At 55.6% G+C, this 15391-nt stretch carries 9 protein-coding genes, 2 tRNA genes and 2 rRNA genes; all 13 read left to right on the forward strand.

The window, feature by feature from the left end; genetic code table 11:
• Positions 1-53: 53 nt before the first annotated feature.
• The 13 genes from mrcB to HKK54_RS14405 all read left to right on the forward strand — a co-directional run bounded on the left by mrcB (position 54) and on the right by HKK54_RS14405 (position 15368).
• Entirely contained in the window at positions 54-2378 is a 2325-nt protein-coding gene (mrcB, locus tag HKK54_RS14345) for a penicillin-binding protein 1B (RefSeq protein ID WP_169387069.1), read from the forward strand.
• A gap of 16 nt (positions 2379-2394) precedes the next feature.
• Positions 2395-3135, forward strand: a complete 741-nt coding sequence (locus tag HKK54_RS14350) for a tetratricopeptide repeat protein (protein WP_010174422.1) — start codon at positions 2395-2397, stop codon at positions 3133-3135.
• Positions 3135-3464, forward strand: coding sequence for a YqcC family protein (locus HKK54_RS14355; RefSeq protein WP_169387070.1), 330 nt, complete (start codon positions 3135-3137; stop codon positions 3462-3464). Before HKK54_RS14350 ends, HKK54_RS14355 begins: the two co-directional genes overlap by 1 nt.
• A gap of 431 nt (positions 3465-3895) precedes the next feature.
• Positions 3896-5620, forward strand: a complete 1725-nt coding sequence (locus HKK54_RS14360) for an acetolactate synthase 3 large subunit (protein WP_010174427.1) — start codon at positions 3896-3898, stop codon at positions 5618-5620.
• Positions 5621-5622: 2 nt separating this feature from the next.
• On the forward strand, positions 5623-6114 hold the full coding sequence (gene ilvN / locus HKK54_RS14365; protein WP_003176102.1) for an acetolactate synthase small subunit: 492 nt from the start codon (positions 5623-5625) through the stop codon (positions 6112-6114).
• 50 nt (positions 6115-6164) lie between these two features.
• Entirely contained in the window at positions 6165-7181 is a 1017-nt protein-coding gene (ilvC, locus tag HKK54_RS14370; RefSeq protein ID WP_003212125.1) for a ketol-acid reductoisomerase, read from the forward strand.
• Between the two features lie 144 nt (positions 7182-7325).
• Positions 7326-8183: a CDP-diacylglycerol--serine O-phosphatidyltransferase gene (pssA, locus tag HKK54_RS14375; protein WP_003212123.1), complete on the forward strand. Its 858-nt coding sequence runs from the start codon at positions 7326-7328 to the stop codon at positions 8181-8183.
• A gap of 64 nt (positions 8184-8247) precedes the next feature.
• Positions 8248-9261 carry a protein-methionine-sulfoxide reductase catalytic subunit MsrP gene (gene msrP / locus HKK54_RS14380; protein ID WP_010174439.1) on the forward strand — a complete coding sequence of 338 codons (1014 nt, stop codon included), beginning with the start codon at positions 8248-8250 and terminating at the stop codon, positions 9259-9261.
• The gene (gene msrQ, locus HKK54_RS14385; protein ID WP_169387071.1) at positions 9261-9881 is read left to right on the forward strand and encodes a protein-methionine-sulfoxide reductase heme-binding subunit MsrQ; all 621 of its coding nucleotides are present in this window, start codon (positions 9261-9263) and stop codon (positions 9879-9881) included. Before msrP ends, msrQ begins: the two co-directional genes overlap by 1 nt.
• 544 nt (positions 9882-10425) lie before the next feature.
• Positions 10426-11962, forward strand: a 16S ribosomal RNA gene (locus HKK54_RS14390).
• Between the two features lie 83 nt (positions 11963-12045).
• A tRNA-Ile gene (locus tag HKK54_RS14395) sits at positions 12046-12122 on the forward strand.
• Positions 12123-12152: 30 nt separating this feature from the next.
• Positions 12153-12228 (forward strand) — tRNA-Ala (locus HKK54_RS14400).
• A gap of 246 nt (positions 12229-12474) precedes the next feature.
• A 23S ribosomal RNA gene (locus HKK54_RS14405) occupies positions 12475-15368 on the forward strand.
• The 16S and 23S rRNA genes sit together here with 2 tRNA genes alongside, the layout of an rRNA operon.
• The last annotated feature ends 23 nt before the right edge of the window (positions 15369-15391 follow it).

The raw sequence follows: 15391 nt of genomic DNA on the forward strand, positions 1-15391 counted from the left end.
AACCGCTGTCCGGCTCATGTTGGTCATCAATAAAGTGCGTATAATCCGCCGCCATGACTCGTACCCGATCTCCCCGTTCCCGTAAAAAACCTCCTTCCCGCGGCCTGCGCCCATGGCTGGGCTGGGCGCTTAAGCTCAGTCTGGTAGGGCTTGTAGTGATCGCCGGCTTCGCGGTTTACCTTGATGCTGTGGTCCAGGAGAAGTTCTCTGGCAAGCGCTGGACCATTCCGGCCAAGGTCTATGCACGCCCGCTGGAGCTGTTCACCGGCCAGAAGCTGAGCAAGGATGACTTCCTCACCGAGCTCGATGCCCTGGGCTATCGCCGCGAGGCCGTGAGCAATGGCCCCGGCGCCGCAGCCGTTACCGGCAACACCGTCGACTTGAACACCCGCGGCTTCCAGTTCTATGAAGGCCTGGAAAAACCCCAGCCGGTCCGCGTGCGTTTCTCTGGCGACTATGTGGCCGAACTGTCCTCGCTCAACGGCTCGAAACTGCCGGTGGTGCGACTGGAACCCTTATTGATCGGTGGGATTTATCCTAAAAACCTGGAAGACCGCATTCTGATCAAGATCGATCAGGTGCCGCCTTACCTGCTGGATACCCTGATCGCAGTGGAAGACCGGGACTACTACAGCCACTGGGGTGTATCGCCCAAATCCATCGCGCGTGCCATTTGGGTCAACACCTCTGGCGGCAAGATGACCCAGGGCGGCAGTACGCTGACGCAACAATTGGTCAAGAACTTCTACCTGACCAACGAACGCAGCCTGACCCGTAAACTCACCGAAGCCATGATGGCGATGCTGCTGGAGTTGCATTACAGCAAGCAGGAAATTCTTGAGGCCTACCTCAACGAAGTGTTCGTCGGTCAGGACGGTCAGCGTGCCGTGCACGGTTTCGGTCTGGCCAGCCAGTTCTTCTTCGGCCAGCCGTTGTCCGAGCTGAAGTTGCATCAGGTGGCGTTGCTGGTGGGCATGGTCAAGGGGCCTTCCTACTACAATCCGCGCCGCAACCCGGAGCGTGCGCTGGAGCGGCGCAACCTGGTGCTCGACGTGCTTGAACAGCAAGGTGTCGCCACCCCTGAGCAAGTGGCTGCCGCGAAGAAAATGCCACTGGGTGTAACCACCCGTGGCAAGCTTGCCGACAGTTCCTTCCCCGGCTTTATCGACCTGGTCAAACGCCAGTTGCGTGACGACTACCGCGACGAAGATTTGACCGAAGAGGGCCTGCGAATTTTCACCAGTTTCGACCCGATCCTGCAGATGAAAGCCGAAGCCTCGGTCAATGACACCTTCAAACGCCTGGCGGGCCGTAAAGGCGCTGATGACGTCGAGGCGGCGATGGTGGTGACCAATCCGGAAACCGGTGAAGTCCAGGCCATGATCGGCAGCCGGCAGGCCAGCTTTGCCGGGTTCAACCGGGCGCTGGACGCGGTGCGGCCGATCGGCTCGCTGGTCAAGCCGGCGGTGTACCTGACCGCGCTGGAAAAACCGAGCAAGTACACGCTGACCAGTTGGCTGTCCGATGACCCATTGTCGGTCAAAGGTGCCGATGGCCAGATGTGGACGCCGCATAACTTTGATCGTCGTTCCCACGGTACGATTTTCCTGTACCAGGGGTTGGCGCATTCCTACAACATTTCGACTTCCCGCCTCGGCCTTGAGCTGGGTGTGCCGAATGTCCTCAAGACGCTCGGCCGTTTGGGCATCACTCGCGAGTTCCCGGCGTTCCCGTCGATGCTGCTGGGCGCTGGCGCGATGAGCCCGATGGAAGTGGCCACCATGTACCAGACCCTGGCCAACGGTGGTTTCAATACACCGATGCGCGGGATCCGTAGCGTACTGACGGCTGAGGGCGAACCCCTCAAGCGTTATCCGTTCCAGATTCAGCAACGCTTTGACCCTGCCTCGATCTATCTGATCCAGAACGCCATGCAGCGCGTGATGCGTGAGGGTACCGGGCGCTCGGCCTACAACGTGCTGCCGGCCAACCTGACGCTGGCAGGCAAGAGCGGCACCAGTAACGATTCCCGCGACAGCTGGTTCGCCGGTTTCAGTCAGGACCTGCTGGCGGTGGTTTGGCTGGGGCGTGATGACAACGGCAAGACACCCTTCACCGGTGCCACCGGCGCGTTGCAGGTATGGACCAGTTTCATGAAGAAGGCCGATCCACTGCCGTTGAACATGCCGCAGCCGGACAATATCGTTCAGGCCTGGATTGATCCGCATACGGGGCAGGGCTCCGATGCCAACTGTCCGGGCGCGGTGCAGATGCCGTATATTCGCGGCAGCGAACCACCTCCCGGTGCAGCGTGCGGCGCCAGTGCGCCTGCCAGCGCTGAATCGGTGATGGATTGGGTCAAGGGCTGGATGAATTAAGCAAAGAGGGTTTCACGTGAACAAGTTGTTGATTCCAGCTATTACAGTTTTGGCTTTGCTCGGTGGTTGCGCCAGTGTGGAGCGGGGTTCTATCCCGGTGGTGGACTCCAGTACAACGGTGTCCAACAACGACCGGATCTCGGCCAACGGCGGCTTCCGTCAAACCGTCACCAACCGTCCAACTCAGGCCCGCGCTCAGGCGCAGGCCGTGCCTCAGGATTCGGGTGTAGTGGTAATGATCCCGGGCGGTGGTGCGGCCACCTCCGCACCGATCAGTACTCAGCCATGGACTCCAGGCCCAAGCACCTCGGGTCCGATCGACACCACGCCGGTTCAAGCGGCACCGATCAACCAGGGCACCTACAACATGCCGTCGACGCCAAGCGGGATTCCGTCTGCCAGCAGCGCTGGTGGCTTGTCGGCTGATGAGCAACTGGATGGCCCGGTGCTGGCCTTGCTGACTACTGCTCAGCAGCAGCAGTCTGGCGGCGACTTAAACGGTGCATCGTCGAGCCTTGAGCGCGCCCAGCGTGTGGCGCCTCGTGAGCCGCAAGTGCTTTACCGCCTGGCTCAGGTTCGCATGGCCCAGGGCGATGCCCCGCAAGCTGAACAATTTGCACGTCGCGGCCTGACCCTGGCCAATGGCCGTCCTGATCTGCAGGCCAGCCTGTGGAGCCTGATCGGTGATGCCCGTGAGAAACAGGGCGATGCCGCCGGTGCTGCCCAGGCTCGGCAAAAAGCCAAGGTAAGCCTCTGATGGATGCACGCTTTCCGGCGATTGCCGAACAGTTGTTGTTGATCGAGCGCGAACTGCGCCTGCAGGGCTGGTGGGACGAAGTCTCCCCCAGCGCTGAAGTCTTGAGCAGCGTTGAACCCTTTTCCGTCGACACCCTGGACTTTCACCAGTGGCTGCAATGGATATTCCTGACAAGGATGAAGCAAATCCTTGAGCAGGACCTGCCGCTGCCCAATGCGTCGGGGATTCTGGAGATGGCCGAGATGGTATACGCCGATCGGCCGCTTGAGAGCCTCGGCCTGCGGACTGCGCTGAAAAAGTTCGATCAACTGATCGTCGACGCTCGTTAATTGCCTGGCTGCCGGTTTTTCCGGCAGTCTTGCGCATATTTCTACCGCTTTGCGCCATTCAGGCGAGTTTTATCCCTCCTCAAGCCCCTTTCTTCTACGTTCTCATGCGCTTAGTTGGAAAAAAGCGCAATTATTGCTTGACTTGGAGAGGCTGAAACAGAAGAATCCAAAGTCCGCTGTAGAGGGACTGCCAGAAGCAGACCCACTCAGCAGATCATGAGGCGCACACCCGCGCCGACCTGTTACACCCGCAACGCGTTACCTCGCGCTGGGTGGGAAAATCCCGCAACACTTGGGACGCTCCCAATACTTGCTCAGTCAGTGCTGACGTAGTCGGCGACCACCGTCGCTCATGCTCTGCTGAGAAGTAAACCTATTAAGACCCGTCGGTTTTTAACGGACGGTATTCTGGCGTTTTAGAGGTGAACAACGTGGAGCTTTTATCTGGCGGTGAGATGCTCGTCCGCTTTTTGCGTGACGAAGGCGTCGACTATATCTACGGGTACCCAGGTGGTGCTCTGCTGCATGTCTACGACGCACTGTTCAAGGAACCGGCTGTTACCCACATCCTGGTTCGCCACGAACAAGCTGCTACCCATATGGCTGACGGTTACGCCCGTGCCACCGGTAAAGCCGGTGTGGTACTGGTGACTTCCGGCCCTGGCGCGACCAATGCCATCACCGGCATCGCGACGGCCTATATGGACTCCATTCCGATGGTGATCATTTCTGGCCAGGTGGCGAGCACCATGGTCGGTACCGATGCATTTCAGGAAACCGACATGATCGGTATCTCCCGGCCGATCGTGAAACACAGCTTCATGATCAAGCATGCGTCGGAAATCCCGGAAGTCATGAAGAAGGCGTTCTACCTCGCACAGTCCGGTCGCCCGGGCCCTGTCGTGGTCGATATCCCGAAAGACATGACCAACCCGGCTGAGAAATTCGAATACGTCTTCCCGAAGAAAGCCAAGCTGCGTTCCTACAGCCCGGCCGTTCGCGGGCACTCGGGGCAAATCCGCAAGGCGGCAGAAATGCTGTTGGCGGCCAAGCGTCCGGTGCTCTACTCGGGCGGTGGGGTGATTCTGGGCGGCGGTTCCGCACCGTTGACCGAACTGGCCAAGATGCTCAACCTGCCGGTAACCAACACCTTGATGGGCCTCGGCGCGTTTCCGGGTTCGGATCGTCAGTTCGTCGGCATGCTCGGCATGCACGGCAGCTACACCGCCAACCTGGCCATGCACCACGCTGACGTGATCCTCGCCGTCGGTGCGCGGTTCGATGACCGGGTGATCAACGGCGCGAGCAAATTCTGCCCGAATGCCAAGATCATCCACATCGATATCGACCCGGCGTCCATCTCCAAGACCATCAAGGCCGACGTGCCTATCGTAGGTCCGGTGGAAAGCGTGTTGACCGAAATGGTCGCTGCGCTCAAGGAAATCGGCGAAGCCCCGAACAAGGACTCCGTTGCCAGTTGGTGGAAGCAGATCGACGAGTGGCGCGGTGACCGCGGCCTGTTCCCTTACGACAAGGGCGACGGCAGCGTCATCAAGCCGCAAACCGTGATCGAAACCCTGTGCGAAGTGACCAAGGGCGACGCCTTTGTGACCTCCGACGTGGGCCAGCACCAGATGTTCGCGGCGCAGTACTACAAGTTCGACAAGCCTAACCGCTGGATCAACTCCGGTGGCCTGGGCACGATGGGCTTTGGTTTCCCTGCGGCGATGGGTGTGAAGCTGAGCTTCCCGGATACCGACGTTGCGTGCGTCACCGGCGAAGGCAGTATCCAGATGAACATCCAGGAGCTGTCGACCTGCCTGCAATATGGTTTGCCGGTGAAGATCGTCTGCCTGAACAACGGTGTACTGGGCATGGTTCGCCAGTGGCAGGACATGAGCTACGGTAGCCGTCACTCGCACTCCTACATGGAATCTCTGCCCGATTTCGTCAAGTTGGTTGAAGCCTATGGCCATGTCGGCATGCGCATCACCGATTTGAAGGATTTGAAGCCGATGATGGAAGAGGCGTTCGCCATGAAGGACCGCCTGGTGTTCCTCGATATTCAGGTCGACACCAGCGAGCACGTCTACCCGATGCAGATCAAAGACGGCTCCATGCGCGATATGTGGCTGAACAAGACGGAGCGGACCTAATCATGCGGCACATTATCTCCCTGCTTCTGGAGAACGAACCGGGTGCTCTGTCACGTGTGGTCGGTCTGTTTTCGCAACGCAACTACAACATCGAAAGCCTGACCGTGGCGCCAACCGAAGACCCGACCCTGTCGCGCCTGACGTTGACTACCGTTGGCCATGATGAGGTGATCGAGCAGATCACCAAAAACCTCAACAAGCTGATCGAAGTGGTCAAGCTGGTCGACTTGTCGGAAAGTGCCCACATCGAGCGTGAGCTGATGCTGGTAAAAGTGAAGGCTACGGGTGCACAACGGGCCGAGATCAAGCGCACTACCGACATTTATCGCGGGCAGATCGTCGATGTGAGCGCCAGTGTTTATACCGTTCAATTGACCGGTACAAGCGACAAGCTGGACAGCTTCATCCAGTCGATCGGGACGGCCTCGATTCTGGAAACTGTACGCAGTGGCGTCACCGGGATTGCTCGTGGCGACAAAGTACTCAGCATCTAACTCAAATTTAGCGAATGGCCTTAAACGGCCTGGATATATAGAGGAACCTCATGAAAGTTTATTACGATAAAGATTGTGACCTGTCGATCATCCAGGGCAAAAAAGTCGCCATCATCGGCTACGGTTCCCAGGGCCACGCTCAAGCGTGCAACCTGAAAGATTCCGGCGTTGACGTGACTGTTGGCCTGCGCAAAGGCTCGGCTACTGTTGCCAAGGCTGAAGCTCACGGTCTGAAAGTAACTGACGTGGCTTCCGCTGTTGCTGCTGCCGACCTGGTCATGATCCTGACCCCGGACGAGTTCCAGTCCGCGCTGTACAAGAACGAAATCGAGCCGAACATCAAGAAGGGCGCCACCCTGGCCTTCTCCCACGGCTTCGCGATCCACTACAACCAGGTTGTGCCGCGCGCTGACCTCGACGTGATCATGATCGCGCCGAAAGCACCGGGCCACACCGTGCGTTCCGAGTTCGTCAAAGGCGGCGGTATTCCTGACCTGATCGCGATCTACCAGGACGCCTCGGGCAACGCCAAAAACGTTGCGCTGTCCTACGCTGCCGGCGTTGGTGGCGGTCGTACCGGCATCATCGAAACCACCTTCAAGGACGAGACTGAAACCGACCTGTTCGGCGAACAAGCCGTACTGTGCGGCGGTACCGTTGAGCTGGTTAAAGCTGGTTTCGAAACTCTGGTTGAAGCTGGCTACGCGCCAGAAATGGCCTACTTCGAATGCTTGCACGAACTGAAGCTGATCGTTGACCTCATGTACGAAGGCGGTATCGCCAACATGAACTACTCGATCTCCAACAACGCCGAATACGGCGAGTACGTGACTGGCCCGGAAGTGATCAACGCCGAGTCCCGTCAGGCCATGCGCAACGCCCTGAAACGTATTCAGGACGGCGAGTACGCCAAAATGTTCATCAGCGAAGGCGCAACCGGCTACCCTTCGATGACCGCCAAGCGTCGTAACAACGCCGCTCACGGTATCGAGATCATCGGCGAGCAACTGCGCTCCATGATGCCGTGGATCGGTGCCAACAAGATCGTCGACAAAGCCAAAAACTAAGTCGTACGTATCAAGGGAAAACGCGGCTTAGGCCGCGTTTTTTCGTTTGCGGGGCAGGTTCTGGTATAAAGCTGCATCGTTTGCGGGCGAACACTCGCCGCAAGTTTCTGTCGAAATTTTTCACACCGTTGCAAGGTAAAGTCCATGAGCGAACGTCCCGAAGAGCCAAACCAGGCCTCTGACGCCGAAAGCCTGCTACCGATCGATGAACATGTCGAAGAAGGGCATGATGCTGAAGGCCGTAAAGTCCGGCATCGTGGTATCTACCTCCTGCCCAATTTGTTCACCACAGCGAACCTGTTCGCAGGGTTCTATTCCATCATCAACTCGATGAGTGCCCAGAGCGCGCTGGCGGCCGGCGATGCTGCCGGGGCGAGCAAGTATTTTGGTTTTGCCGCGATTGCGATTTTTGTCGCCATGGTCCTTGATGGCCTGGACGGACGGGTGGCGCGCATGACCAACACCCAGAGTGCCTTCGGCGCCGAATATGACTCGCTGTCGGATATGGTGGCCTTTGGTGTGGCGCCGGCGTTGCTCGCATTTGCGTGGGCGCTGGGAGATATGGGCAAGGTCGGCTGGATGGTTGCCTTCATCTATGTGGCGGGTGCGGCATTGCGCCTGGCACGTTTCAATACCCAGGTGGGGACTGCTGACAAGCGTTACTTCATTGGCCTGGCCAGCCCGGCTGCGGCGGGGGTAGTGGCCGGTATTGTCTGGGCGTTCAGTGACTACGGCATACAGGGCTCCAAGATGTCGTTCCTGGTGGCCTTGATGGTCGCGGCGGCCGGCATGCTGATGGTCAGCAACATCAAGTACAACAGCTTCAAGGAGCTGGACCTCAAGGGGCGTGTACCGTTTGTGGCTATCCTGGCAGTGGTGCTGGTGTTCGCCGTGGTCTTCAGCGACCCGCCGCGAATCCTGCTGCTGGCGTTCCTCGTCTATGCCGCGTCAGGCCCGGTGCAGTATTTGCTGCATCTTCGTCAGCGCAAAACGTTGCCTTAATGTAATTTCCCCCATACTCCGCAGTCTATTGGTGCATCTGTTCTCCAAAAGCTGCGGAGTTGCCATGTTAATCAAGTTCCCCAAAGCGTCTGATTGCAAAGAATCGGACGTTACGCCTGAATCCCTCTATTTCTCTCGCCGCAGCTTGCTCGGCGGTGCGCTTGCCGGCATGGCTGCCAGCAGTCTGCCGCGTTGGGCCAGTGCGGATGATGCTGCGCGTTATGCGGATGTCGAGCCGGGCAAGGCGCCCGGATGGTTTGCCGAAAAGTTGCCGGGTACGAAATGGCAGGCGGTAACCGTCAAGGATGAGGCGATCACTCCATTCAAGGACGCGACTCACTACAACAACTTCTACGAGTTTGGTACGGACAAGGGCGACCCGGCGGCCAATGCCGGGTCTCTGAAGACTGAGCCGTGGAGTGTGGTGATTGATGGTGAGGTTGCCAAACCAGGGCGCTATGCGCTTGAAGACTTCATGAAGCCCTATCAGCTGGAGGAGCGAATCTATCGTCTGCGCTGTGTGGAGGCGTGGTCGATGGTCATTCCCTGGATAGGTTTCCCTATTTCTGAATTGCTCAAGCACGTTGAGCCAACATCCAATGCCAAGTACATCCGTTTCGAAACCCTGCAAGATCCCAAGAGCATGCCGGGGCAGCGGTCCAACTTCGCCTTGATCGACTGGCCTTATGTCGAAGGACTGCGACTGGATGAAGCGATGAATCCCTTGGCGATCCTGGCTGTGGGGATGTATGGCCGGGAGCTGCCAAACCAGAATGGCGCTCCGCTGCGGTTGGTGGTGCCGTGGAAATATGGGTTCAAGAGCGTCAAGTCGATCGTGCGCATCAGTCTTGTCAGCGAGCAGCCTAAAACCACCTGGCAAAGCATTGCGGCGAGTGAGTATGGGTTTTATGCGAACGTGAATCCTACCGTCGACCATCCGCGCTGGACCCAGGCACGCGAGCGGCGCCTGCCTAGTGGTTTGTTCAGTCCCAATGTACGTGAGACGCAAATGTTCAACGGCTACTCCGATGAAGTCGCCTCTCTCTATACGGGCCTCGATCTGCGGAAGAACTATTGATGCGCTACCCGATCTGGCGCGTCGGCGTCTTTATAGCAGCGGCGGTGTGGCCGCTGTTCTGGTTATACGAGGCCTGGAGCTTTGCGCTGGGGCCTGACCCGGGCAAAGTGCTGATGGATCGGCTGGGACTTGGCACCTTGATTCTGTTGTTGATCACCCTGGGCATGACGCCGCTGCAGAAACTCAGTGGTTGGGCGGGGTGGATCGCTGTGCGACGGCAGCTGGGGTTGTGGTGCTTCGCGTATGTTGTTTTGCATCTTGCGGCTTACTGTGTGTTCATCCTTGGGTTGGACTGGTCGCAGTTGGGTGTCGAGCTGCGTAAGCGGCCCTACATTATAGTGGGGGCCCTGGGCTTCCTTTCTTTGTTGGTACTGGCGGTAACTTCCAATCGATACAGTCAGCGACGCCTTGGTTCGCGCTGGAAGAAGCTGCATCGGTTGGTTTACGTGATCCTCGGGCTTGGTTTGCTGCATATGTTGTGGATCGTGCGGGCTGATCTGAAGGAGTGGGCTATCTATGCATCTATAGGGGCGCTGCTTCTGGTGCTGCGTGTACCGCCTGTGATGCGCCGAATTCCTCGTCTTATTGCTAAAAAACCATCATCTGCAACAAAAGCGTAATTAACCCTTGACGGCAGATTCTGGAAGTCTATAATTCGCCCCACTTCCGGCGCAGTCGAAACGGAAAACTCCTTGGTAAACAAAGAGTTATGTAGGTTTCGACAGCGAGCTGCTTCAGATCATCGAAGCCTGGAAGGAGTTGATAGAGCGGTGTAGTTTGGCTCTGTTAACGGTTCGATCTTCTCGGTCGAAAGCGGAGAAAAAGAGGTGTTGACAGCAGCGTGTAACGCTGTAGAATTCGCCTCCCGCTAACGAGAGATCGGAAGCGCAAGTGGTTGAAGTTACAAAGGAAACTTTGAAAACTTCTGAAAATAATCACTTGACAGCAAATGAGGCTGCTGTAGAATGCGCGCCTCGGTTGAGACGAAAGATCTTAACCAACCGCTCTTTAACAACTGAATCAAGCAATTCGTGTGGGTGCTTGTGGAGTCAGACTGATAGTCAGCAAGATTATCAGCATCACAAGTTACTCCGCGAGAAATCAAAGATGTAACCAACGATTGCTGAGCCAAGTTTAGGGTTTCTTAAAAACCCAAAGATGTTTGAACTGAAGAGTTTGATCATGGCTCAGATTGAACGCTGGCGGCAGGCCTAACACATGCAAGTCGAGCGGTAGAGAGAAGCTTGCTTCTCTTGAGAGCGGCGGACGGGTGAGTAATGCCTAGGAATCTGCCTGGTAGTGGGGGATAACGTCCGGAAACGGACGCTAATACCGCATACGTCCTACGGGAGAAAGCAGGGGACCTTCGGGCCTTGCGCTATCAGATGAGCCTAGGTCGGATTAGCTAGTTGGTGGGGTAATGGCTCACCAAGGCGACGATCCGTAACTGGTCTGAGAGGATGATCAGTCACACTGGAACTGAGACACGGTCCAGACTCCTACGGGAGGCAGCAGTGGGGAATATTGGACAATGGGCGAAAGCCTGATCCAGCCATGCCGCGTGTGTGAAGAAGGTCTTCGGATTGTAAAGCACTTTAAGTTGGGAGGAAGGGCAGTAAATTAATACTTTGCTGTTTTGACGTTACCGACAGAATAAGCACCGGCTAACTCTGTGCCAGCAGCCGCGGTAATACAGAGGGTGCAAGCGTTAATCGGAATTACTGGGCGTAAAGCGCGCGTAGGTGGTTCGTTAAGTTGGATGTGAAATCCCCGGGCTCAACCTGGGAACTGCATTCAAAACTGACGAGCTAGAGTATGGTAGAGGGTGGTGGAATTTCCTGTGTAGCGGTGAAATGCGTAGATATAGGAAGGAACACCAGTGGCGAAGGCGACCACCTGGACTGATACTGACACTGAGGTGCGAAAGCGTGGGGAGCAAACAGGATTAGATACCCTGGTAGTCCACGCCGTAAACGATGTCAACTAGCCGTTGGGAGCCTTGAGCTCTTAGTGGCGCAGCTAACGCATTAAGTTGACCGCCTGGGGAGTACGGCCGCAAGGTTAAAACTCAAATGAATTGACGGGGGCCCGCACAAGCGGTGGAGCATGTGGTTTAATTCGAAGCAACGCGAAGAACCTTACCAGGCCTTGACATCCAATGAACTTTCTAGAGATAGATTGGTGCCTTCGGGAACATTGAGACAGGTGCTGCATGGCTGTCGTCAGCTCGTGTCGTGAGATGTTGGGTTAAGTCCCGTAACGAGCGCAACCCTTGTCCTTAATTACCAGCACGTAATGGTGGGCACTCTAAGGAGACTGCCGGTGACAAACCGGAGGAAGGTGGGGATGACGTCAAGTCATCATGGCCCTTACGGCCTGGGCTACACACGTGCTACAATGGTCGGTACAGAGGGTTGCCAAGCCGCGAGGTGGAGCTAATCCCAGAAAACCGATCGTAGTCCGGATCGCAGTCTGCAACTCGACTGCGTGAAGTCGGAATCGCTAGTAATCGCGAATCAGAATGTCGCGGTGAATACGTTCCCGGGCCTTGTACACACCGCCCGTCACACCATGGGAGTGGGTTGCACCAGAAGTAGCTAGTCTAACCTTCGGGAGGACGGTTACCACGGTGTGATTCATGACTGGGGTGAAGTCGTAACAAGGTAGCCGTAGGGGAACCTGCGGCTGGATCACCTCCTTAATCGACGACATCAGCTGCTCCATAAGTTCCCACACGAATTGCTTGATTCATTGAAGAAGACGATAAAGAAGCAGCCCGAAATTGGGTCTGTAGCTCAGTTGGTTAGAGCGCACCCCTGATAAGGGTGAGGTCGGCAGTTCGAATCTGCCCAGACCCACCAATTTTGTGTGGGAAACGCCTGTAGAAATACGGGGCCATAGCTCAGCTGGGAGAGCGCCTGCCTTGCACGCAGGAGGTCAACGGTTCGATCCCGTTTGGCTCCACCACTAACTGCTTCTGTCATGAAAGCTTAGAAATGAGCATTCCATCAATGCGATGGTGAATGTTGATTTCTAGTCTTTGATTAGATCGTTCTTTAAAAATTTGGGTATGTGATAGAAAGATAGACTGAACGTTACTTTCACTGGTAACGGATCAGGCTAAGGTAAAATTTGTGAGTTCTCTTAGTTGAGAAATTCGAATTTTCGGCGAATGTCGTCTTCACAGTATAACCAGATTGCTTGGGGTTATATGGTCAAGTGAAGAAGCGCATACGGTGGATGCCTTGGCAGTCAGAGGCGATGAAAGACGTGGTAGCCTGCGAAAAGCTTCGGGGAGTCGGCAAACAGACTTTGATCCGGAGATGTCTGAATGGGGGAACCCAGCCATCATAAGATGGTTACCTTACACTGAATACATAGGTGTATGGAGCGAACCAGGGGAACTGAAACATCTAAGTACCCTGAGGAAAAGAAATCAACCGAGATTCCCTTAGTAGTGGCGAGCGAACGGGGACTAGCCCTTAAGTGGCTTTGAGATTAGCGGAACGCTCTGGAAAGTGCGGCCATAGTGGGTGATAGCCCTGTACGCGAAAATCTCTTAGTCATGAAATCGAGTAGGACGGAGCACGAGAAACTTTGTCTGAATATGGGGGGACCATCCTCCAAGGCTAAATACTACTGACTGACCGATAGTGAACTAGTACCGTGAGGGAAAGGCGAAAAGAACCCCGGAGAGGGGAGTGAAATAGATCCTGAAACCGTATGCGTACAAGCAGTGGGAGCAGACTTTGTTCTGTGACTGCGTACCTTTTGTATAATGGGTCAGCGACTTATTTTCAGTGGCGAGCTTAACCGAATAGGGGAGGCGTAGCGAAAGCGAGTCTTAATAGGGCGTCTAGTCGCTGGGAATAGACCCGAAACCGGGCGATCTATCCATGGGCAGGTTGAAGGTTGGGTAACACTAACTGGAGGACCGAACCGACTACCGTTGAAAAGTTAGCGGATGACCTGTGGATCGGAGTGAAAGGCTAATCAAGCTCGGAGATAGCTGGTTCTCCTCGAAAGCTATTTAGGTAGCGCCTCATGTATCACTGTAGGGGGTAGAGCACTGTTTCGGCTAGGGGGTCATCCCGACTTACCAAACCGATGCAAACTCCGAATACCTACAAGTGCCGAGCATGGGAGACACACGGCGGGTGCTAACGTCCGTCGTGAAAAGGGAAACAACCCAGACCGTCAGCTAAGGTCCCAAAGTTATGGTTAAGTGGGAAACGATGTGGGAAGGCTTAGACAGCTAGGAGGTTGGCTTAGAAGCAGCCACCCTTTAAAGAAAGCGTAATAGCTCACTAGTCGAGTCGGCCTGCGCGGAAGATGTAACGGGGCTCAAACCATACACCGAAGCTACGGGTATCATCTTCGGATGATGCGGTAGAGGAGCGTTCTGTAAGCCTGTGAAGGTGAGTTGAGAAGCTTGCTGGAGGTATCAGAAGTGCGAATGCTGACATGAGTAACGATAATGGGTGTGAAAAACACCCACGCCGAAAGACCAAGGTTTCCTGCGCAACGTTAATCGACGCAGGGTTAGTCGGTCCCTAAGGCGAGGCTGAAAAGCGTAGTCGATGGAAAACAGGTTAATATTCCTGTACTTCTGGTTATTGCGATGGAGGGACGGAGAAGGCTAGGCCAGCTTGGCGTTGGTTGTCCAAGTTTAAGGTGGTAGGCTGGAATCTTAGGTAAATCCGGGATTCTAAGGCCGAGAGCTGATGACGAGTTAACTTTTAGTTAACGAAGTGGTTGATGCCATGCTTCCAAGAAAAGCTTCTAAGCTTCAGGTAACCAGGAACCGTACCCCAAACCGACACAGGTGGTTGGGTAGAGAATACCAAGGCGCTTGAGAGAACTCGGGTGAAGGAACTAGGCAAAATGGCACCGTAACTTCGGGAGAAGGTGCGCCGGTGAGGGTGAAGGACTTGCTCCGTAAGCTCATGCCGGTCGAAGATACCAGGCCGCTGCGACTGTTTATTAAAAACACAGCACTCTGCAAACACGAAAGTGGACGTATAGGGTGTGACGCCTGCCCGGTGCCGGAAGGTTAATTGATGGGGTTAGCTAACGCGAAGCTCTTGATCGAAGCCCCGGTAAACGGCGGCCGTAACTATAACGGTCCTAAGGTAGCGAAATTCCTTGTCGGGTAAGTTCCGACCTGCACGAATGGCGTAACGATGGCGGCGCTGTCTCCACCCGAGACTCAGTGAAATTGAAATCGCTGTGAAGATGCAGTGTATCCGCGGCTAGACGGAAAGACCCCGTGAACCTTTACTATAGCTTTGCACTGGACTTTGAATTTGCTTGTGTAGGATAGGTGGGAGGCTTTGAAGCGTGGACGCCAGTTCGCGTGGAGCCAACCTTGAAATACCACCCTGGCAACTTTGAGGTTCTAACTCAGGTCCGTTATCCGGATCGAGGACAGTGTATGGTGGGTAGTTTGACTGGGGCGGTCTCCTCCTAAAGAGTAACGGAGGAGTACGAAGGTGCGCTCAGACCGGTCGGAAATCGGTCGTAGAGTATAAAGGCAAAAGCGCGCTTGACTGCGAGACAGACACGTCGAGCAGGTACGAAAGTAGGTCTTAGTGATCCGGTGGTTCTGTATGGAAGGGCCATCGCTCAACGGATAAAAGGTACTCCGGGGATAACAGGCTGATACCGCCCAAGAGTTCATATCGACGGCGGTGTTTGGCACCTCGATGTCGGCTCATCACATCCTGGGGCTGAAGCCGGTCCCAAGGGTATGGCTGTTCGCCATTTAAAGTGGTACGCGAGCTGGGTTTAGAACGTCGTGAGACAGTTCGGTCCCTATCTGCCGTGGACGTTTGAGATTTGAGAGGGGCTGCTCCTAGTACGAGAGGACCGGAGTGGACGAACCTCTGGTGTTCCGGTTGTCACGCCAGTGGCATTGCCGGGTAGCTATGTTCGGAATAGATAACCGCTGAAAGCATCTAAGCGGGAAACTAGCCTCAAGATGAGATCTCACTGGAACCTTGAGTTCCCTGAAGGGCCGTCGAAGACTACGACGTTGATAGGTTGGGTGTGTAAGCGCTGTGAGGCGTTGAGCTAACCAATACTAATTGCCCGTGAGGCTTGACCATATAACACCCAAGCAATTTGCTGA

Origin of the sequence: Pseudomonas sp. ADAK13, assembly GCF_012935715.1 — a bacterium.
In the GTDB taxonomy this organism is placed as follows: domain Bacteria; phylum Pseudomonadota; class Gammaproteobacteria; order Pseudomonadales; family Pseudomonadaceae; genus Aquipseudomonas.